The 21557-nt window shown below is 44.5% G+C and carries 21 protein-coding genes; 19 read left to right on the top strand and 2 right to left on the bottom strand.

The features are described from left to right. Positions 1–177 precede the first annotated feature (177 nt). The 18 genes from CU635_RS18175 to CU635_RS18090 all read left to right on the top strand — a co-directional run bounded on the left by CU635_RS18175 (position 178) and on the right by CU635_RS18090 (position 16825). Positions 178–525, top strand: coding sequence for a nucleotide pyrophosphohydrolase (locus CU635_RS18175; RefSeq protein ID WP_101578797.1), 348 nt, complete (start codon positions 178–180; stop codon positions 523–525). Positions 526–527: 2 nt separating this feature from the next. Further along, positions 528–1328, top strand: a complete 801-nt coding sequence (dapB, locus tag CU635_RS18170; protein ID WP_101578796.1) for a 4-hydroxy-tetrahydrodipicolinate reductase — start codon at positions 528–530, stop codon at positions 1326–1328. Between the two features lie 15 nt (positions 1329–1343). Next, positions 1344–1748: a methylglyoxal synthase gene (mgsA, locus tag CU635_RS18165; RefSeq protein WP_101578795.1), complete on the top strand. Its 405-nt coding sequence runs from the start codon at positions 1344–1346 to the stop codon at positions 1746–1748. Then, positions 1749–2471, top strand: a complete 723-nt coding sequence (gene bshB1, locus CU635_RS18160) for a bacillithiol biosynthesis deacetylase BshB1 (protein WP_180956474.1) — start codon at positions 1749–1751, stop codon at positions 2469–2471. Then, positions 2468–3595 (top strand): N-acetyl-alpha-D-glucosaminyl L-malate synthase BshA, encoded by a 1128-nt coding sequence (gene bshA / locus CU635_RS18155; RefSeq protein WP_101578794.1) that lies wholly within the window; start codon positions 2468–2470, stop codon positions 3593–3595. The genes bshB1 and bshA overlap by 4 nt, the downstream gene beginning before the upstream one ends. A 12-nt stretch (positions 3596–3607) precedes the next feature. Further along, the gene (locus CU635_RS18150) at positions 3608–4807 is read left to right on the top strand and encodes a CCA tRNA nucleotidyltransferase (RefSeq protein WP_101578793.1); all 1200 of its coding nucleotides are present in this window, start codon (positions 3608–3610) and stop codon (positions 4805–4807) included. Continuing rightward, positions 4792–5775 carry a biotin--[acetyl-CoA-carboxylase] ligase gene (locus CU635_RS18145; protein WP_101578792.1) on the top strand — a complete coding sequence of 328 codons (984 nt, stop codon included), beginning with the start codon at positions 4792–4794 and terminating at the stop codon, positions 5773–5775. The genes CU635_RS18150 and CU635_RS18145 overlap by 16 nt, the downstream gene beginning before the upstream one ends. 255 nt (positions 5776–6030) lie before the next feature. Then, entirely contained in the window at positions 6031–6867 is an 837-nt protein-coding gene (panB, locus tag CU635_RS18140; protein ID WP_101578791.1) for a 3-methyl-2-oxobutanoate hydroxymethyltransferase, read from the top strand. After that, positions 6864–7712, top strand: a complete 849-nt coding sequence (panC, locus tag CU635_RS18135; protein WP_101578790.1) for a pantoate--beta-alanine ligase — start codon at positions 6864–6866, stop codon at positions 7710–7712. The genes panB and panC overlap by 4 nt, the downstream gene beginning before the upstream one ends. Positions 7713–7863: 151 nt before the next feature. After that, positions 7864–8247, top strand: coding sequence for an aspartate 1-decarboxylase (panD, locus tag CU635_RS18130; protein WP_101578789.1), 384 nt, complete (start codon positions 7864–7866; stop codon positions 8245–8247). Positions 8248–8376: 129 nt separating this feature from the next. Next, a complete protein-coding gene (gene dinG, locus CU635_RS18125) occupies positions 8377–11181 on the top strand; it encodes an ATP-dependent DNA helicase DinG (RefSeq protein WP_101578788.1) in 2805 nt (934 codons plus the stop codon). Between the two features lie 219 nt (positions 11182–11400). Beyond that, the gene (locus CU635_RS18120) at positions 11401–11571 is read left to right on the top strand and encodes a YpmA family protein (protein ID WP_101578787.1); all 171 of its coding nucleotides are present in this window, start codon (positions 11401–11403) and stop codon (positions 11569–11571) included. Positions 11572–11585: 14 nt separating this feature from the next. Next, positions 11586–12062 (top strand): cell wall elongation regulator TseB-like domain-containing protein, encoded by a 477-nt coding sequence (locus CU635_RS18115; RefSeq protein WP_101578786.1) that lies wholly within the window; start codon positions 11586–11588, stop codon positions 12060–12062. 18 nt (positions 12063–12080) lie between these two features. Continuing rightward, a complete protein-coding gene (locus CU635_RS18110; protein WP_101578785.1) occupies positions 12081–13271 on the top strand; it encodes a pyridoxal phosphate-dependent aminotransferase in 1191 nt (396 codons plus the stop codon). 177 nt (positions 13272–13448) lie between these two features. Then, positions 13449–14744, top strand: a complete 1296-nt coding sequence (gene asnS, locus CU635_RS18105; protein ID WP_245917523.1) for an asparagine--tRNA ligase — start codon at positions 13449–13451, stop codon at positions 14742–14744. A 146-nt stretch (positions 14745–14890) separates the two neighbouring features. After that, positions 14891–15595 carry a DnaD domain-containing protein gene (locus CU635_RS18100; protein ID WP_101578783.1) on the top strand — a complete coding sequence of 235 codons (705 nt, stop codon included), beginning with the start codon at positions 14891–14893 and terminating at the stop codon, positions 15593–15595. Positions 15596–15663: 68 nt separating this feature from the next. Continuing rightward, on the top strand, positions 15664–16326 hold the full coding sequence (nth, locus tag CU635_RS18095; protein WP_101578782.1) for an endonuclease III: 663 nt from the start codon (positions 15664–15666) through the stop codon (positions 16324–16326). Next, entirely contained in the window at positions 16316–16825 is a 510-nt protein-coding gene (locus CU635_RS18090; protein WP_101578781.1) for a YpoC family protein, read from the top strand. Before nth ends, CU635_RS18090 begins: the two co-directional genes overlap by 11 nt. Before the next feature lie 301 nt (positions 16826–17126). On the opposite strand, the gene CU635_RS18085 is transcribed toward CU635_RS18090, so the two are convergent. Further along, positions 17127–19715 carry a PBP1A family penicillin-binding protein gene (locus CU635_RS18085; protein ID WP_101578780.1) on the bottom strand — a complete coding sequence of 863 codons (2589 nt, stop codon included), beginning with the start codon at positions 19713–19715 and terminating at the stop codon, positions 17127–17129. A 46-nt stretch (positions 19716–19761) separates the two neighbouring features. Beyond that, on the bottom strand, positions 19762–20397 hold the full coding sequence (gene recU / locus CU635_RS18080; RefSeq protein WP_101578779.1) for a Holliday junction resolvase RecU: 636 nt from the start codon (positions 20395–20397) through the stop codon (positions 19762–19764). Between the two features lie 114 nt (positions 20398–20511). Here recU and CU635_RS18075 point away from each other — a divergent pair, with 114 nt between their 5' ends. Then, positions 20512–21546: a DUF2515 family protein gene (locus CU635_RS18075; protein ID WP_245917522.1), complete on the top strand. Its 1035-nt coding sequence runs from the start codon at positions 20512–20514 to the stop codon at positions 21544–21546. Positions 21547–21557 lie beyond the last annotated feature (11 nt).

Raw genomic sequence — 21557 nt, 5'->3', positions numbered from 1 at the left:
CCGCTTTTAATTATATATAAGTACTATCATAAGAGCAATCGTTGCCCGACACCTTTACCTTCTCCTACAGAAAAACAATCAATTATATTTGTAAATAACCGCAGATTTAGCTAACATGAAAAGATGAAGGCAATGATACATATCGATAATTAGATTTTGGACAAATCGGGGTGAATGATGAGTACGAAGAAATCGTTACAGGACATTCAAGGTGAAGTCGACGGATACATAAGCCAGTTTAAAGAAGGCTACTTCAGTCCGCTTGCTTTAATGGCACGAATGACTGAAGAGCTCGGGGAATTGGCCCGGGAAGTTAACCACTATTACGGAGAAAAGCCGAAAAAAGCAACAGAAAAGGAACAAACCATTGAGGAAGAACTTGGGGATATGTTGTTTGTTCTCATTTGTTTTGCCAATTCGTTAAATATCGATTTGGAAACAGCACACAACACCGTGATGAATAAATTCAATACAAGGGACAAAGACCGATGGACAAGGCTTGAACAAACAGATGAGGAGAATTGAAAATGGAGCAAGTAAGAATCGTTATTGCTGGCCCACGCGGCAGAATGGGCAGGGAAGCTGTACATATGGTAATGAATACCGAGCGCTACACGCTGGCCGCTGTGTTAGACCATAAGTATGAAGGGATCATGCTGAGTGAGCTTGAAGGTTTTCAAGGCTATCAGGTGCCGGTTTATAGTGAAATAGAGAAATGTCTTTCGGAAGCAAACGCGGATGTATTAATTGATCTTACGACACCTGAAGTGGGGATGTACCATACAAAAACGGCTTTACAACACGGTGTCCGCCCGGTTGTCGGAACGACTGGTTTTTCAAAGGAAAACCTCGCAGAATTAGCGGCTATCTGTGAAGAAAAGGAGCTAGGCTGCATCATTGCTCCGAATTTCGCTGTCGGGGCCATTTTAATGATGAAATTTTCACAAATGGCAGCGAAATTTTTTAAGGATGTTGAAATTTTGGAGCTGCACCATGATCAGAAGCTTGATGCGCCGTCAGGGACCGCTGTAAAAACAGCCGAACTGATTGCGGAAGTACGGGAGACTAAGAAGCAGGGCCACCCTAACGAGAAAGAAACAATCCACGGAGCCAGAGGCGCCGACTATGAGGGGATGCATATTCATTCCGTCCGCCTGCCAGGCTTAATTGCCCACCAGCAGGTGATGTTCGGGGCAGACGGGCAGACGTTAACGATCAGGCATGATTCTTACAACAGAGCTTCGTTTATGTCCGGTGTCAAGCTGGCTGTAGATACAATTGTCAACATTGACTCGTTTGTATACGGCCTTGAAAACATTATTGAATAGACGGGGAGTGTTAAGGTGAATATTGCATTAATAGCCCATGATAAGAAAAAAGATGACCTTGTTGGGTTTGTGACCGCATATAAAGTGATTTTTTCGAAGCACAAACTGTTTGCAACTGGTACGACTGGCCTGCGAATTATCGAAGCAACAGGCCTTGAAATTACAAGATGCAAATCGGGGCCTCTCGGCGGCGACCAGGAGATTGGCGCGATGATTGCGAATAATAAAATGGATATCGTCTTCTTTTTCCGCGACCCGCTGACAGCCCAGCCCCACGAACCAGATGTGACGGCATTAGTCCGGTTATGCGATGTGTACTCGGTTCCGCTGGCTACGAATATGGGAACAGCTGAGGTTCTGATAAAAGGGTTGGAACGCGGCGACATCCAGTGGCGTGAGATTGTAAAAGAAACGCGGTGAATGGAATTGTCATTATTTGATATAGATATACTGGCATTTGGTGCCCATGCCGATGATGTTGAAATCGGCATGGGTGGAATAATAGCAAAATATGCTGCGGAAGGAAGAAGAATTGCTATTTGTGACCTGACGGAAGCAGAGCTGTCCTCAAATGGAACAGTCGAAACACGCAAACAGGAAGCAAGCATGGCCGCAGGTATATTGGGCGTGTCAACCAGGGAAACATTAGCATTCCCTGACCGGGGACTCCTTTTTTCGAATGAATACATAAAGAAGATCGTTGAAGTGATTCGCGCACATAAACCGCGCATTGTTTTTGCACCGTATTTTAAAGACCGCCACCCCGACCACGGGCATTGTGCCCGTTTAGTGGATGAAGCCGTTTTTTCGGCAGGGATAAAAAAGTATAAAACAGCGGGTGATTTGCCGCCCCATAAACCGGGCGAAGTTTACTATTACATGATCAATGGCTTCCATCAACCCGATTTTACAGTTGATACATCCCTCTATATGGAACAAAAAATACAAGCACTGAAAGCATATGAAAGCCAATTTTTTCTTCAGCGCGGCGGGGTTGAGACACCGCTCGTAACCGGCTATATTGAAACAGTTGAAGCGCGCGACCGGTTGTTTGGCAAAGAAGTTGGTGTGCAATACGCAGAGGGATTTAAAGTGAGAAGGCCACTACTAATCAATCATGATTTATTAGGGGATTTCCAATGACAAACTTAAAAATCGGCATCACCTGCTACCCGACAGTCGGCGGCTCCGGCGTCGTGGCGACCGAACTCGGCAAGCTCCTTGCAGAAAGAGGGCATGAGATCCACTTTATTTCTTCGAGCATGCCCTTCAGGCTTAAGAAAATGTACCACAACATTTATTACCATCAAGTCGAGGTCAGCCAGTATTCAGTTTTTCAATACCCGCCATACGATATCGCATTGGCCAGTAAAATGGCCGAAGTCGTCAACCGGGAAAATCTTGATATCCTGCACGTGCATTATGCGATTCCGCATGCGGTCTGTGCAATCCTCGCTAAGCAAATGACGAATAAGCAGGTGAAAATTGTCACCACCCTGCACGGAACCGATATTACAGTTCTTGGTTATGATCCGTCACTTGCCGGCGCCATCAAATTTGGGATAGAAAAGTCAGATGCGGTCACGGCTGTTTCCAATGCCCTAATCGAGCAGACTGATGAAGTGATCCAACCGGATAAACCTATCAAGGCAGTCTATAACTTTATCGACAGCCGTGTGTATAAGAAAATGGATGCAGGCCATCTCCGCCACGAGTACGGTATTAGAGACGATGAACAGGTGATTATCCATGTCTCCAATTTCCGACCGGTCAAGCGGGTCCATGATGTCGTCGAAACATTTAAGAATATTGCCGAACAAATTTCGGCTAAACTCCTTCTTGTCGGCGATGGCCCCGAGATAACCAGGATTTGCCAAATGGTTCACGATCTTGGCCTGCGCGACAAGGTTCTGTTCTTAGGGAAGCAGGATAATTTGGAAGAGCTGTATTCGATCAGTGATCTCATGCTATTATTATCGGAAAAAGAAAGCTTTGGGCTCGTAGCATTGGAAGCGATGGCTTGCGGCGTTCCCTGTATCGGTACAAATATCGGCGGAATCCCGGAAGTGATCAGCGATGGGGAAACGGGGTTTGTATGCGAATTGGGGAATATCAAGGAAATTACCGCAAAAGCTCTCGAACTCTTGACAAATCCAGGCTTGCATGAAAATTTTTCGGCAAAATCAGTTGAGCGAGTTAAACACCAGTTTGGCGCCGATTTGATCGTATCGCAATATGAGAACTTATATTTAGAGCTGTTAAACTGAAGGGGATCCTATATGATACAACCATTTGCGAAAGCCAAACAGCTGCTTTTAACAATTGAAAATGCAGGGTATGAGGCCTATTTTGTAGGTGGCTCTGTCCGTGATTTCCTGCTCGGGCGCCCGATTGAGGATGTTGACATTGCCACATCAGCGACCCCGGAAGAGATCAAAACGATCTTTCCTCGTACAGCCGATGTTGGGATCGAACACGGGACTGTGCTTGTTTTCTTCAATGGAGATTCTTATGAGATTACCACCTTTCGGGCCGAGGCCGAATATCGTGATTTTCGCCGGCCTTCTCACGTCGATTACATACGTTCTTTAAAAGAAGATCTCCAGCGCCGTGACTTTACGATGAACGCAATCGCGATGGATCGGCACGGAAAATTGATCGATCCATTTGATGGCAGATCGGCAATTAACCGAAAAAGAATCGAAACGGTCGGGAACGCCAGTGAAAGATTCTCCGAGGATGCCTTGCGGATGATGAGGGCGGTCAGATTCGTCAGCCAGCTTTCTTTTACATTGGCACCGGCAACAAAAGAAGCTTTGCATATATATGGCCATTTGCTCGAAAAAATTGCCACCGAACGAAAGACAGCAGAATTTGAAAAGCTGATTGCCGGACTAAATCGCCAGGAGGCAATCAGCCTAATCATTGATTCAGGGCTGTATCGATTTCTGCCGGGGCTGTCAGGATGCAAAAAAGCGCTTGAGAAAATGAATGAATATGACTATAGCAGCCTGTCTGGAAATGAACTATGGTGCCTGCTTCTGTACTGTTGCGACATTTCAGCAGAGGAGATTGATCCGTTTTTGAGAAAGTGGAAACTGCCTGTCAAAAAAATCAAGGAAATTGAGAAAATTTATCGCTTTCTCAAGTTTCGGCTCGAGCAGGAGTGGACTAGCTTGGCAGCTTATCAAGCCGGGATCGCTGTGATCATCTCAGCTGAAAGAATCTGGCTCACTTTAAAAGGAGTGCAAGATGATTCCAGGCTTGCACAACTGCGTTTGGAATATGAAAGGCTGCCAATTAAAAGCCGGACTGACATAAAAGCATCTGGCAATGATTTAATCGAATGGACAGGGAAACCAGGCGGCCCATGGGTGAAGGAAATATTCACAAAAATTGAAGCAGCAATCGTGGCCGGGGATCTTCATAACGATCAGGAAAATCTTAGAGAGTGGGTGGGCAAATGCAGTCGGAACTGAGAAAACAACTGCTTGATGCCTTTACAAATGCCGGCGGGGAATACCTATCAGGCCAGTCTTTAGCTGACTTGATTGGCTGTTCGCGCACGGCCGTGTGGAAGCATATTGAGGAGCTCAGAAAAGATGGCTTCGAGCTCGAAGCGGTCCGAAGAAAAGGCTACCGCATTATGAAAACGCCGGAAAAGGTTTCAGCGGATGAAGTAAGACTGGGCTTAAAGACCGCTTTTGCCGGCCAAAATATTCATTACGAGGAAACGGTACAATCGACGCAAAAAATTGCCCACAGCCTTGCATTTGACGGGGCTGAAGAAGGAACTGTCATCCTGGCCGAGGAGCAGCTTTCCGGCAGGGGGAGACTTGACCGGAAATGGTATTCTCCAAAATACACGGGTATATGGATGAGCGTTATTCTGCGCCCGAACATCCTGCCTTCGAAAGCTCCGCAGCTCACGCTGTTAACAGCGGTTGCTGTCGTTCAGGCAATTGAAGAAATGACCGGCTTATCCCCGCAAATTAAGTGGCCGAACGACATTTTAATAAATGGCAGGAAGGTGACCGGCATTTTAACCGAGCTGCAAGCTGATGCAGACCGGATTATCTCGATCATTATCGGGATTGGCATTAATGTAAACCAGCAGGAACAAGACTATCCCGAGGATATCCGGACAATCGCTACCTCGCTTTCGATTGAAAAAGGAGACAAGCTGTCTAGAGCTGCTCTGATCAGGATGGTTTTGACCAGGCTGGAAAAACTCTATCTTCTCTATTTGGAAAAAGGCTTTTACCCAATTAAGCTGCTCTGGGAAGGTTATGCCATCAGCATTGGCAAAGAAATTACTGCCCGGACGCTTACAGGCAATATTTCCGGACGCGCTTTAGGGATTACCGATGAAGGTGTTTTGATGATTGAAGACAGCGCCGGAAAAGTGCATCATATCTATTCAGCGGATATTGAGCTGGCTGAATAAAGACATATAGATATTTTTTTTCGCCAGATTGGCATAAATTTGCTATAATCGAGTTGGGCAGTATCATATTGAACTGCACCTGTTTACCGCAAGCAACTTTAATTTTATATCTGCCTAGATCCGACGAGCGGACCGGGACAGAGGGATGAAACGATTATGAAAGCGCCCAAAGAATCCTTCTGACGTAAAGCAGGATTCTTTTTTGCTTCCAAATAGAGTGTTTTATCTCCTCTTTCCAAACAAGGAGGAATGAAGATGAAGCAGACGACAGATTTTTTAAAAATGAAACGGGCAGGCGAGAAAATTGCGATGCTGACGGCCTATGATTTTTCTTCTGCAAAACACGCAGAGAAGGCCGGAGTCGACCTTATTCTCGTCGGTGATTCACTCGGGATGGTCGTACTCGGCTATGACTCAACGGTACCGGTAACGATGGATGATATGATCCATCATGCCAAGGCTGTGAAAAGAGGAGCGAACGACACCTTTATTACGGTTGACCTGCCATTTATGAGCTACCATTTATCCACTAAAGATACGCTGATAAATGGCGCGAGAATTGTTCAGGAAACAGGCGCAAATGCGGTTAAGCTCGAAGGTGCCGGCGATGTTATTGAAAAAATAGCTGCACTTACTGCTGCGGGTATACCGGTTATGGCTCATCTCGGTCTTACTCCGCAGACGGTGGGAGTCCTCGGCGGTTATAAAGTGCAGGGGAAAAACGCAGCGGCAGCAAGGCAGCTGATCGAGGATGCCTTGCGGTGCCAGGAAGCCGGGGCTTTTGCACTTGTTCTTGAATGCGTCCCAAAACAGCTTGGTGAAGAAGTTTCTGCAGCACTGGAGATTCCGACGATCGGAATCGGTGCCGGTGTCCATTGTGATGGCCAGGTTTTAGTTTATCATGACCTTTTAAGCTACGGTGTCGACCGCGTTGCCAAGTTTGTCAAAAAATATGCCAATGTTGATGAAGAGATCGAAGATGGCATCGAAGCGTATGTGTCAGATGTCAAAGCAGGCTTTTTTCCTGAAGAACAGCACAGCTTTACGATGAAAGAGGAAGAACTAAAGAGCCTGTATGGAGGAAAAGAATGAAAGTCATTACAGCCATTTCAAATATGCAAAAACAGATGCTGACCGACAAGGCGCAGTGCAAGTCGATCGGCTTTGTGCCAACAATGGGATTTTTGCATGACGGACATGCTTCCTTGCTTAGAAAAGCCAGGGCCGAGAATGACCTTGTCGTTTTAAGTATTTTTGTGAACCCGCTCCAGTTCGGCCCAAACGAAGACCTTGACGCCTATCCCCGCGATTTCGACAGGGATAATCAGCTCGCCGAACAATTAGGAACAGATTACATTTTTGCACCAAGTGCTGATGAGATGTATCCCGGGCCTCCTTCGGTTGTAGTCAAGACAACAGCCCGTACAGAGGTGCTGTGCGGCAAATCGCGGCCAGGCCATTTTGATGGTGTGGCAACGGTGTTAACCAAATTATTCAACATTGTCAGGCCGGACAGGGTTTATTTTGGGATGAAGGACGCCCAGCAGGTAGCGGTGGTCGAAGGACTGCTCGCTGATTTTCATTTTCCGATCGAGCTTGTTGCCGGTGAAACGGTTCGTGAACCGGACGGGCTGGCGAAAAGCTCAAGGAACGTCTACCTGCTTCCAAATGAAAGAAGTGAGGCCGCCTTTATCTATAAGGCGCTGAGACTCGCCGAACAGATGGCGGCTGCCGGGGAAAAAAGCGCTGCCAAGATTCAGGCGGCTGTAGAAACCGTCATACGGGAGAACACGACCGGTCAAATTGATTACCTCGAAATCCTAACCTATCCCGACTTGGAGCAAGTCGGAGAGTTAAAGGGGAAAATCATTGTTGCGGCTGCTGTGAGATTCCAGAAAGCCCGGTTGATCGACAATATCATTTTAACAATAGAGTAATTTCACAATGTATTAAGCTACACCGAAAAACGAATTAAATCGTCTTAATAAATCAGCATTAAACGAATAATCTGTGTTAATTTTTTGTTCGTTTTGCAAGTAAAAAGATGATTTATTAAATAAAGTAACTTGACAATAAGGAGGAGAAGACATGTTTCGCACCATGATGAATGCGAAAATCCATCGGGCCACTGTGACGGAGGCCAATTTGAACTATGTCGGCAGCATTACGATTGATGAGGATATAATCGATGCGGTCGGGATGCTTCCAAATGAAAAAGTGCAAATCGTCAACAACAATAACGGAGCCCGCTTTGAAACGTATATTATTCCCGGCCAGAGGGGATCAAAGGTCATTTGTGTGAATGGTGCAGCGGCCCGCCTCGTTCAAGAAGGTGACACAGTCATTATCATTTCATATGCATTAATTTCCGAGGAAAAAGTAAACACCCATCAGCCAAAAGTTGCGATTATGGGTGAGGGTAATGCAATAAAAGAATTGCTTCATGCTGAACCGGAAATGACGATTCTTTAAGTCCCGCCATGCGGGGCTTTTTGTATGAACGAAATATACGGTCTCCATATTTGGATCCCTTCATCAGCGCTTGCGCTGTTCTTTGCTTTTGTGATACCGTTTGATTGACGAATGTTTGAGGTGTAAGAAATGAGCAATAAATTTGTGGTCATTGACCTGGAAACAACCGGTAACACTCCAAAAAAAGGGGCTAAAATCATTCAATTTGCGGCTGTTGTCATCGAGGGAGATACAATTGTCGAACAATATTCTTCTTTTATCAATCCGGAGCAGCCAATTCCACCTTTTATCGAAGAATTGACAGGCATTGATGATCATATCGTAAAGGATGCGCCGTTGTTTGCAGAAATTGCTCCAAGGGTGTTGTCTTTGCTTGATGACGCATATTTTGTGGCGCATAATGTTCACTTCGATTTATCTTTTCTGCAAGAGGAATTAATCGAGGCGGGCTATCATGGCTTTTACGGCCCGGTCGTTGATACGGTGGAATTGTCAAGAATCCTTTTTCCTGCCGCGGACAGCTATAAATTATCAGAGCTATCTTCGCGTTTTTTCTTTAGCCATGATCGGCCTCATCAGGCGGACAGTGATGCGTATGTTACGGCGGAGCTTCTTTTGCTGCTTTTAAATAGGCTCGAATCGATTCCGACCAGAACATTAAAACAATTATCAAGGCTCGCGCCAGGCTTGAAAAGCGACATACATATATTGATGGATGAGCTAATCCGCGAAAAAGAAAAATCAATCGAGATTTTGCCTGATTTCATTGACATCTATAGGGGAATCGCCTTGAAACGACCCGATAAGAAAGCAAAAGACAGACCCGGGCTGATCGAAATCCGTTTTCCTCATAGTGATGAAGAGAAGGAGAATCTGATGAAAGGCGCTTTTCCTAATTACGAGAAAAGAACCGGGCAATTTAAAATGATGGATCTCGTATACCAATCATTTGCCGATGGACACCACTCGATGATTGAAGCGGGGACAGGCGTAGGAAAGTCGCTGGGTTATTTAATTCCTGCTGCGTTCTTTTCCATTCAGACTGCGAAAGCGGTTATTGTCAGCACCTATACAACCTTGCTGCAGGAGCAGCTTTTAACAAAAGATATCCCGCTGTTGAACCAAATGCTGCCCTTCCCGGTGAAAACGGTTTTACTAAAGGGCAGAAACCATTTCATCAGCCTGGCTAAATTCGAACAATCTTTAAAAGAAGAAGACGACAACTATGATACAACATTGACAAAAATGCAAATCCTGATATGGCTTCTCGAAACCGAGACTGGCGATGTCGATGAATTAAACCTCTCAAGCGGTGGCAGGCTTTACTGGCATAAAATTAAAAATGACAGCAGTGTGTTTCTGCATGATAAAGCTTGGCGGCATTATGATTTTTACCTGAACGCCCGGAAAAATGCTCAGGTCGCAGATATTGTTATTACCAACCATTCCTTGCTGCTTTCGGATCTAACTTCAGATCATTCTCTGCTTCCCGATTATGATTATGCGATCCTTGATGAGGCCCATCACTTCGAAAAAGCGGCCGGCAAATACTTTGGCTTTTCAATCGATTATTTATCGATCAGGCTGTTGCTCGGCCAGCTTGGATTGTATGAACAAAAACAGCTGTTTTTTAAACTTGAGAAATTACTGAACGAAATCGACCGGTATGATCAATTGGAGCATACGTTTGAAATTAATGCGTTGATCGGCGATCTTCAACTGGAGATGGATGAGTTTTTTAAAACAATCAGTTTGTTCGCCAATGAAAAACTGAAAGATCACCAGAGTGCTTATAAACGAATCCAATATCGGTTAACCGGACAGGAAACAGGTAAAACATGGAAAGTACTCGTCGCAATGGCGGAGCGTTTTTCTTTTCAAATTCATGATCTGGTCAAGCTGTTGGAAAAACGGCTTGATTTTATATTGAAAGCAGACCACGAACTATCAAATGAGGACAAAGCTTTTTTGGATGAACTGGCTTCTTTACTTGGAGATTTCCGTGAAGTGAGAGAGAATGTCAAAAGCCTGTTTTTGCATAGGCAGAACCGATATGTCACATGGATTGAAGTCGATTTGCGGGCCGCACAAAACGCCACCGCTGTCTACGGGCAACCTGTTGATATTTCTAATTATTTACAGGAATATTATTTCTCCGTTAAAAAAAGTGCTGTGCTAACGTCGGCGACCCTGACAGTAAAGCAATCCTTCGATTATATGATGAAGGAGCTTGGCCTGTATGGAACAAATTGCCGCAAGGAAGTGATTTCCTCACCGTTTCAATATAAGGAAAAGGTGAAAATGTTCGTCCCGAACGATTTACCGGAAATAAATGCTGTATCAATCGATGATTATACCGCGGCAATTAGTGAGCATATTATTTCAATTGCCGAAGCGACGAAAGGGCGCATGCTCATTCTGTTTACATCTTATGAAATGTTAAAGAAAACATATGAGCTATTGAAGGAAAGCGGTTTTCTCGAAGATTTTGCCTTAATTGCGCAGGGAATTTCCGGAGGAAGCCGGACAAGGTTAACGAGAAGCTTTCAACGCTTCGACAAATCGATTCTCTTTGGCACAAGCAGCTTTTGGGAGGGAATCGATATCCCCGGGGAGGATTTATCATGTCTTGTGATTGTCAGGCTGCCGTTCTCTCCGCCGGATGAACCGGTCACAGAAGCGAAATGTGAAATAATTGAAGAGAAGAACGGGAATCCATTTTATGATTATTCATTGCCAGAGGCTGTACTCCGCTTTAAGCAGGGGGTTGGACGCCTGATCAGGACAGAGAATGATCGCGGACTTATCGTTGTTTTTGACAGGAGAATTATTTCAACTAAATATGGAAAAGCATTTTTGCAGTCTATTCCAGCGATACCATTGCAAAAAGTCAATATCGACGAAATTGTCGAGCAAATTTATGATTGGCTGTAATTAACTAAAGGATTCTGGCCGCCCGATAAAAAGCAGCGCTATTATTTGCAGCCTATCACCGCTGTGAACTAGAAAGAATTTTGCTTGAAAATGTTATCCTAAACGGTTGACACCTGATATAATGAGTGTTAATCATAAAACGATGTGTCATTATATTATCGGTCCAGCTCCGAACCAATAAATAACAATAATCACCTGAAAAGGAGGAGAAAACGCGGTATGGAAAGCAAAATCGAAATATTGTCGACCGTTAAAGTGCAGCAGAGCCCTGACTTATATAAGATTGTCGATGCCTTAAACCGCACCCTGAAACGAGAAAATTTAATGTTCGGACTGGCCCTCGACCCGGAAGAGCGGGAAAAAGCAGTTTTTACTATATATCGTACATAAAGAAGTGATCTGATATGAAAAAATGGATAATCATTATCTCAATTGCTGTTGTTATTTTAATAGGTCTGGCGGCGAATGTGTATTTAAATGCGCTCAAGCCCGTCAAAGCGGCTGAGCAAAAGGCGGCGGCTATAGCAAATGCAAAAACCGACTTGCAAAGCATAAAGGATTTCAGCATATTCAATGGCGATGAAACCTACTATGTCGTTAAAGGGACGAACAGTAAAAATGAAAAAACGATTGTTTGGATCCCTGAAAAGGGAGGCAAAATTCTTGAACGGAAAGAAGCTGAGGGCATTTCCAGGGAAGAGGCAATCAATAAAGTAAGAGAAGAAAAAAACCCGGAGAAAATTCTGTCGGTCCGGCTCGGAATGGTCGACAATCAACCTGCCTGGGAAATATACTCGCAATCCGAGAGCGGGTTAATAAATTATTATTATCTTGATTTTGATACAGGTGAAGAATGGCTCACCGTAATTGAGAATTTATAGGATAACGGAGGCAGAGGAATGGAAACGTTACTGGCTAAAAGAGTAAAAGCACTAACCCCATCATCAACATTGGCAATTACCGCAAAAGCAAAGGAATTAAAGGCTCAGGGCAAAAATGTGATCGGGCTCGGTGCCGGTGAACCGGACTACAATACCCCGCAAAATATTATTGATGCAGCTGTTGACTCAATGAATCAAGGACATACGAAATATACACCGTCTGCAGGATTGCCGGCCCTAAAAAAAGAGATTGCCGCGAAGTTACAACGCGATCAAGGGCTCAGCTACGACAGCAGCGAAATCATTGTGACAAATGGAGCCAAGCATGGACTGTACACGCTGTTTCAGGTAATTTTAGACGAAGGTGACCAGGTTGTTATCCCGATTCCGTATTGGGTAAGCTATCCGGAGCAAGTGAAATTGGCCGGTGGTGTTCCCGTCTATGTGGAAGGCGAAGAGCGCAATCAATTTAAAATCACTCCTGAGCAGCTGGAGAATTCGTTTTCAGACCGTACAAAAGCGGTTATTATCAATTCCCCAAGCAATCCGACAGGCATTCTTTATACAGAAGAGGAATTGCGAAAACTGGGCGAAGTTTGCCTGGAACACAACGTTTTGATCATCTCCGATGAAATTTACGAGAAGCTCGTCTACGGAGGGTATAAGCATGTCTCTGTTGCTGAATTATCACCGCAGCTAAAAGAGCAAACGATCATCATCAATGGCGTTTCGAAGTCGCATTCAATGACAGGCTGGAGAATTGGCTATGCTGCAGGGAATAAGCAAATTATCAAGGCCATGACCAACCTGGCGAGCCATAGTACATCAAACCCAACCACAACCGCTCAATACGGCGCAATCGCAGCTTATGCCGGATCCCAACAACCGGTTGAAGAAATGCGGCAGGCTTTTGAACAACGTCTTAAAATCATATTTGCCAAGCTTGTCGACATTCCCGGCTTTACATGCGTAAAACCACAAGGTGCTTTCTATCTGTTTCCAAATGCGAAGAAAGCAGCGGAATTAACTGGCTTTAACAATGTTGATGAATTTGCGGAAGCGTTACTTGAAGAAGCAATGGTTGCGGTTATTCCCGGATCCGGTTTCGGTGCCCCGGACAATATCCGGCTGTCCTATGCCGCATCACTGGAACTTTTAGAAGAAGCGATCGACAGAATTCACCGTTTTGTCGAAAGCAAGCTAAAATAAGCTTTTTTATGAACGAACGCAGGTAGCCTGCATAGCCGCCATAGTTGATCTTGAATCTTGCACATGGCGCAGTTTTCCGGGCATGAGGGAGTAATATTGCTTGTCATTCATGCTAACGGTATAATAAACAGCATATATGGCAACCGTTTTTGTTAGGTTTTTTGGAGGGAAATGACAGTGAATAAAACAACAATAGCAGAAGTATACAAATATGTAGACCAGGAAGTGAAGATTGGCGCATGGCTTGCCAATAAACGCTCAAGCGGTAAAATTGCCTTTTTGCAGCTTCGTGATGGAACAGGATTTATCCAGGGAGTCGTTGTCAAGAGTGAGGTTCCCGACGAAGTGTTTCAAACTGCCAAATCGGCGACACAGGAATCCTCTTTATACGTGACCGGAGTAGTCCAAAAAGATGAGCGCTCCCCGTTCGGATACGAATTGTTGGTAAACGGCATCGAAGTGATCCAGCAAGCGGTGGACTATCCGATCACCCCTAAAGAGCACGGCACCGAGTTTTTAATGGATAACCGTCATCTATGGCTTCGCTCGCGGCGCCAGCACGCGGTCATGAAAATCCGCAACGAAATCATCAGGGCGACATACGAGTTTTTTAATGAACAAGGGTTTGTCAAAGTGGACCCGCCGATCCTGACAGGCAGTGCACCCGAAGGGACAAGCGAACTGTTTGCGACAAAGTACTTTGATGAAGATGCCTACCTGTCACAAAGCGGACAGCTTTATATGGAAGCAGCAGCGATGGCACTTGGCAAAGTTTTTTCCTTTGGCCCAACGTTCCGGGCAGAAAAGTCAAAAACACGACGGCATTTAATTGAGTTTTGGATGATTGAGCCGGAAATGGCCTTTTATGAATTTGAAGACAATCTTAAGGTGCAGGAAGAATATGTTTCCCATATCATTCAAGCTGTATTGAAAAATTGCAAGCTTGAATTGCACACGCTTGGAAGGGATACAAGCAAACTCGAACAAATTAAAGCACCATTCCCAAGAATCTCATATGACGATGCCATAAAATTCTTGCATGAAAAAGGCTTTAATGATATCGAATGGGGTGACGACTTTGGCGCGCCGCACGAAACAGCGATTGCAGAAGCATATGATAAGCCTGTATTTATTACTCATTACCCGACAGCAATTAAACCATTTTATATGCAGCCTGCCAAGGATCGGGAAGAGGTTGTCTTATGTGCGGACATGATTGCTCCAGAGGGCTATGGTGAAATTATCGGAGGTTCCCAGCGTATTCATGATCATGGCCTGTTGAAACAGCGCCTTGAAGAACATGGATTAAGCAATGACGCTTACAAATGGTATCTAGAGCTCCGCCAATACGGCTCTGTTCCCCATTCAGGATTTGGCCTTGGATTGGAACGAACAGTAGCCTGGATCAGCGGAGTGGAGCATGTTCGTGAAACAATCCCGTTTCCACGCCTGCTCAACCGCCTCTATCCTTAAGGCTGGCCGATCTATCCGACAGTATCAAACAGTCCGCACCTGCGGACTTTTCTTTACGCAATTTTCGACAAGTATTTATTGCCAGTGGCTATGTTCATCTTACCCCGAAACACGGGTTCATGTTATACTTAAGGGGAGGTGTCACAATGAAAGCAAATATATTATCCTGGCTGGAAGAAGGATCAGTGTCGATTCCCGGCGTATTATTAACACATTATAAGAAGCTGAATATGAATGAACAAGAGCTTGCAACCCTATTGCATATTATCTCTTTCTCAACGAAGGGCAATGAATTTCCTACTCCGGCTGAGCTTGCCGCACGTATGACAATAACAGCTATGGAATGTACTGGCATGCTTCGAAGACTTATTCAAAAAGGCTTTCTCAGTATTAAGGACGCACACTCCCCAGAAGGGATTATCCATGAAAAATATTCATTGCAGCCATTATGGGAAAAGCTTGTTGATCAATTCCTCCTCGATACTAAAGGTAAGCAAGCAGATCAGCATCAAAACGATGAAATGGACTTGTACACATGTTTCGAAAGAGAGTTTGGACGGCCGTTGTCGCCGTTCGAGTGCGAATCATTGGCAATGTGGATGGACGATGATCTGCATGATCCAATCATCATAAAGGCCGCATTGAGAGAAGCTGTCATTTCCGGGAAGCTAAATTTTCGTTACATAGACCGAATTTTATTCGAATGGAAGAAAAACGGTATCCGAACTATTGAACAGGCCAGAAGTCATAGTCGGAAATTCAGGCAGCACCAGAATCACCAGCGGGAAAATCAAGGTGATCTCCCTGAAAACGCAAAAACGATTCCTTTTTATAATTGGCTTGAACAATAGGCGGGATAACGAGAGAAGGTGCTTCTCTCGTTTTTGCCATTTTCTATCATGAAAATAAGGTGGGAACGATGTTAAATAAAAATGAAATTAGATACTGTCTCGACCACATGGGGGAAATGTTCCCGGATGCTCATTGCGAGCTGAACCACAGCAATCCGTTTGAACTGGTTATTGCCGTTGCCTTGTCGGCACAGTGTACAGATGCACTTGTCAATAAAGTTACTAGAAATCTGTTTACGAAATATAAAACTCCGGAAGATTATTTGCGTGTGCCACTGGAAGAGCTCGAGAACGATATCCGTTCGATCGGTTTATTCCGGAATAAAGCGAAAAATATCCAAAAACTGTCGAGAATGCTGATTGATGATTACGGGGGAATTGTCCCGCGCGACCGCGATGAACTAACGAAGCTGCCCGGCGTTGGGCGGAAAACGGCAAATGTAGTTGTATCGGTTGCTTTCGGTGTTCCGGCGATAGCAGTCGATACCCACGTCGAAAGAGTCAGCAAACGGCTCGGTTTTTGCCGCTGGAAGGATTCAGTACTCGAAGTGGAGCAGACGTTAATGAAAAAAGTACCAAAAGACGAGTGGTCGGTTACCCACCATCGGATGATCTTTTTTGGACGATATCATTGCAAAGCGCAAAATCCCCAATGTCAAATTTGCCCGCTTCTCGACATATGCCGGGAAGGGAAAAAGCGCATGAAGAGGAAAACTGGTAATGGACAGTAAACGGGGAGTTCCTGAAGAATTAAACCATCCATTCTTTTTGACAAATGAGGCAGGAATATGGGAAAAACAAAACGGCAAGGAAATGCAAATTTTTCCGCTTTTTTATTATGAGTGGGCTTTTTACTCAAATATTGAGGCGCTCAAGCCGTGGGAAGATCCGGTGAATTATGTTCCTTTATTGTTCGATGAATGGAAAAGTCTGAAGGACAGTCTGGCTCAATTATTCCAAAACCGGAATCAGCGCAGGACTGAAACGCCGATGAAAAAGGGGGTTGGCTTGTTTGTTGAGTGCCTTTTTTGGACAAACGCCGTGCCTGTGGTCCTGTCAAACCTGGATCATGCCGAAAAACTGATGATTAAGCCTGTAAATATGAGGGAGAGGCTCCAGTTTATTATGAATAGGCCGACGCTGTACCATTCCTTTATTCAATTATCCGTGCTTATGACTGAGCTGGAAAAAGCGTTTATGAAACATCTGGCGCTAAGGAAAAAACACTGATTTGAGTAAAAGGTGCTAAGCCCAAAAACGAATTAAATTGTCTTAATAAACCAAGAGGATCCAGTATGAACGAATAACATTGTCTTGATTTCAAAAAATTGTTTGGTTTTCAATTAAAGAAATGCTTTAAGAAATTTATTCATTTAATGAAAAAAGGGGCTGTCTAAAAAGTCCATTTTAGAGTAAAATGCACTCAAATTAAAAACCCAAGAATGTTGATTTAACAGCATTCCTGGGTTTTACTGTTTTAAGGTTTCGGCTGAAATAGCACTTATGGGACAGCCCCTTTTTCATTACAAAATTATGGACTTGGAGGAGTGCCCGGTGGGTTTGGAATTGGCTGGCCGGGTGGCTGTGTTCCTGGATCACCAGGGTTACCGTTACCATTACCATTGCCGTTGCCATTGCCAGGGTTATCTCCTTCGCCCTCGTCTGACTGATCTCCATCGTCATCTTCTTCATGTTCTTCTTCACGATTGCGGCCTTGTTCATCTTCGCCTTCTTCAAACTCTTCTTCTTCAGTGACCGGAGCAGGAACTGACACTGAGACACTTGCCGGCTCACTGCTTTGCTCGCCTTTTATTGCTGTAATGGTAAAGGTGTATGTTCCACCGGCCACAACATTTGCTACTCTCATGGACTTTTCGCCTGTAACGGTAAGCTGCTGCGCAGCACCGCCATTGATTGAGGCGTTTACTTGGAACTGCACGCCATCAGCTTTGCCGTTATAATCCCACGACAGGACGATTTCATTGCTCGCTTGCTCGTATGAAGCATTCGCGTTGGACGGGCTGTCAAGTCGATCATACCGGTCAGACACTTGGTTTGGACGATTGCCTTTGACCGCATATTCATAAATAACCTGGTCCTCAGGAGTAAATTCACTGGCAAGCTTGGCCGGAATGGTGCCCTTTTCAATCGCTACCTTTTCAACCGTTTTCGGTACAGTAAAGTCTGCAGTTTCCTTGCCTTTTGAAACATGGGTCATTAAATTTTTAAAGAGCTGCTGGGCAATTTTTTGGTCCTTGGAATTAATATAATTTTTCTTCTGGTTCTCATAACCGGTCCAGACTGCAGCCGTATAGTTTGTCGTATAGCCTGCAAACCAGGCATCAGGAACAGCGCCATTAGGAATGCCATTTGCCTTCTTCACGTCGGACGAGTAGTTCGTCGTACCGGTTTTGCCTGCAACATGCAGGTTTGGAATGTTGGCTGCCTGGCCGGTTCCATTTGATAAGACGCTTTTCAACATATCGGTAATCATAAAAGCTGTATAGTCCTTCATGACGACCTGCGATTCAGGAGCGGTATCCAGTTTTGTACCATCACGCAGCTCAATCATTTTCACTGTGTGAGGTTTTGTATAAAAACCGTTATTTCCAAACGCACTGTATGCTCCGGCCATCTCAAGCGGCGAGACGCCTTTATCAAGTCCGCCAATTGCATACGACTCATGGATTTCCTCAAGTGGAATTCCGAGCTTGACAGCGAAATCTTTCGCTTTGTTTAAACCAACTGCCTGTAATGCCTGGAGGGCAGGGACGTTGCGTGATTTTGCAAGTGCTTCCCGCATCGACATCGGTCCCATATGTTTATTGTCCCAGTTGTTGATAGGGGTCTTTTTCGGATCGGAATAAGTGTATGGTTTATCATCCAATGTATGATATGTTCCCCATTGTAGATACTCGATCGCCGGGCCATAATCCAATATCGGCTTGATCGTCGATCCCGGCTGCCGTTGTGTATCGACTGCATAGTTAAAACCGCGCTTCGCTTGCTGGTTTCGCCCGCCTCCGAGTGCGCGCACTTCACCTGTCTTCGTATCTAAAAGCGTAATCCCGGCCTGGAATTCATCGTCCGGGAACTGGACGACTTCATTTGAGTTTAGCATGTGCTCTACATGTGTTTGGGCATCCTGGTCTAAAGTGGTATAAATATGGAGCCCGTCAGAGAAAATATCAAAATCGCCTTGTGCCTGGACTTCTTCAATTACGGCATCGACGAAAGCATCGTACTGATCTTCACCTGTTTCGCGATTTTCTGCCTTTACAAGCGATGATTCAACAGGAATCGCCTGTGCTGCTTGCATCTCGTCCTTAGTAATAAAGCCATGCTGATTCATTAACGAAAGCACGATGTTCCTGCGCTTCTCGGCATTGTCCGGATGTTTAAAAGGATTATAATTTTCCGGACTTTGCGGCATGCCGGCAAGCAATGCTGCTTCATGGAGCTGTAATTCGGAAAGTTCTTTATCAAAATAAATCTTTGAAGCAGTTAAAATACCGTGACTTTTTTCGGACATATAAATTTTATTGACATACATCTCAAAGATTTCTTGCTTCGTATATTTGCGCTCCAGCTGGAAGGCAAGCCATGCTTCCTGTGCTTTTCGGCTTAATGTTTTATCAAACTCAAGGAAAGAGTTTTTCACGACCTGCTGGGTAATCGTACTCGCACCTTCAGAGCCAAAGCCGTCCGTAATATTGGCAATGACCGCGCCGCCAAGACGGATTACATCAATCCCGTTGTGGTCATAGAAACGAACATCCTCGGTAGCAAGGATTGCACTTTCGACAAGCTCGGGGATATCTTCATAAGCTACATAATCGCGATTCACTGAGCCAACTTCGGCAAACTCTTTTCCATTTATATCATAAAGCTTTGAAGAAATAGGGTCCCTTAGCTGAGCTTCGTCCAATTTTGGAGTATCTTTTACCATAAATGCAAAAGTGGCAACACCGGTAAGCATTCCGATAATTCCAAGTGCAATAAGAACGAGAAAGATCTTTTTAAATGTCCCGCGCGGACTTTTCTTTCCCTTGCCCTTTTTTGGTTTTTTAGCGGCAAGCTGTTTGCGGCGCTCCTCTCGCGATTGATATTGATCTGCCATATATGTGTGTCATTCCTTTCTATGCAAACGAACGATATTTACAGCGTTACTGAAGCTGTATTCCTTTTTCCCCTGTAAGGTTATAAAGATAATCTATTACTTTAATATAGTCAATTCTGGGCCGGAAACCTAGCTTAATGGGATGGGAGCATTCTGCAATCTCTTGCTTTGTAATCGATTTTCTCCCTCCGCTGTTCATTCGGTTCCAAAAAGCAATCAAATGATTGGCTGGCAGAAGATACACTTCTTCTGTAGCGGAAAACCGGATGATAATAAAACATATGCCGCCATGGAGCAGAACCGTTTCCATATGGTGAATCTGGTGTTCGTGAAAATTTTTTAACGGGAACGAAGTTTTATGCCTCGTTTCCTTTGCTTCAAAATCAATATATTTCCCTTTATAGACACCATTATAATCGGTTGTCGAAGCTTGTTTAAAATAGGCTTCCCTGATTACGGCAGCACTCCGTTTTGGATAATCGACCTGGACAATTTGGACAGGAGTTGGTTTTTTATGGATAACGGCCAGCTTCTGTTCTAAATAAAACAGGTTTGTTTCGTTTAAATCATCCTCAAGCGTCATCCCCCGGTTGCTGTACGACAGTTGTTTGTCAGCCTTCGTCGGCAAGCCCTTGGACTGTTTAGGAATGTAGCGGCGCCCGTTTGGATAATGAAAATTCATTGTAACCACCTCACAAACTACAACTATCATACCAAATCTGCACAGCTTTTGGTTGAATAAAAAGCACCATTCTGTTAAACGCTAAATTTAACACTTGCTGTAAGGGGTACTTTTATGGAAAAAAGTCTGCTGCCTATGGCACGATATGAAAACACAGAGGATCATTCACTGCTCAGGCAATGGATCTCAACCGAAACAAAATTACAAAACAAAGATAATATCTCGCGGACAAATGCTTATTTTCATTATTTTAAGACCCATCCGGAAATCGAATGGGCATTTCTTGCGAGCATGGTTTCCAGGAATGCCGGCTGGAATATGTGTGACCTCGAAGGCCCCATGCTTCCGCATATCATTCCAAAGCAAATAAGGAAACGGCTTTTTCTTGCCTATGAACGGGCAAACTGGCTGATTTTTCATGATGCATTTCCCCAACTGCTCCTCTACCATTATTCGACGAAAATAAACAGTCCAATGTTTCATCTTTTAGCATTTTTTCGTGTTTCTGCTTTTATGGAACAAGAATGGTGCATGTTTTGGCGGGAACGGGATCAAACGAGATTGCTGATCGCGATGATTATTAATGAACAAAATGTCATCCAGCAACCAGTGCTTCTTAGTCCGTTATATCAAAATAAGGTATTTCATTCACTCTTATTCTCTTTCCAGGATTCGTTTCATTTCAGTTCTGTTTTGTTTCCAGATAGAAAGGGTCATTTGTATGGGGCAAGCGTGAATGGGTTTAGATCAGTATCGAAGCGGATCGATCTTGGGAAGCGGCTCAGCAGTATTCTTTTCAGGGATGACTTATTCCCGGCCTTTTATGAGTTTGCCGAAACGACTCCGCATACAGGTTCACGGTCAGACTATGAACAGTATTTTGTAAATGACCGGAAACGGAAAGCGGGGCCGCGTCTGAGAAGGGCCTATCCTCCGATTCATCATCATATTGACTGCGACTATCCTGACTGGTGCAAGAGAACAAAAGTGAAGGAAAAATGGCTTTCACCACATGTCCATCACCTTCATCCACTTCTGATTACAAAATGGTATTTACAAAAGCAACAGCAGCTTTCCACTATCATTTCTGTGTCGAAAACATGCAGGAACATATGCAGAAATCTTCTTTCTTTGCCGAAAATCTTCTAGTTTTGTCAGCC

It is taken from the genome of Bacillus canaveralius, from assembly GCF_002860125.1.
Classification (GTDB): Bacteria; Bacillota; Bacilli; order Bacillales; family Cytobacillaceae; genus Bacillus_BJ; species Bacillus_BJ canaveralius.
Note: the sequence above shows the minus strand (reverse complement) of the source record. Positions and strands in the feature narration are given on the sequence as shown.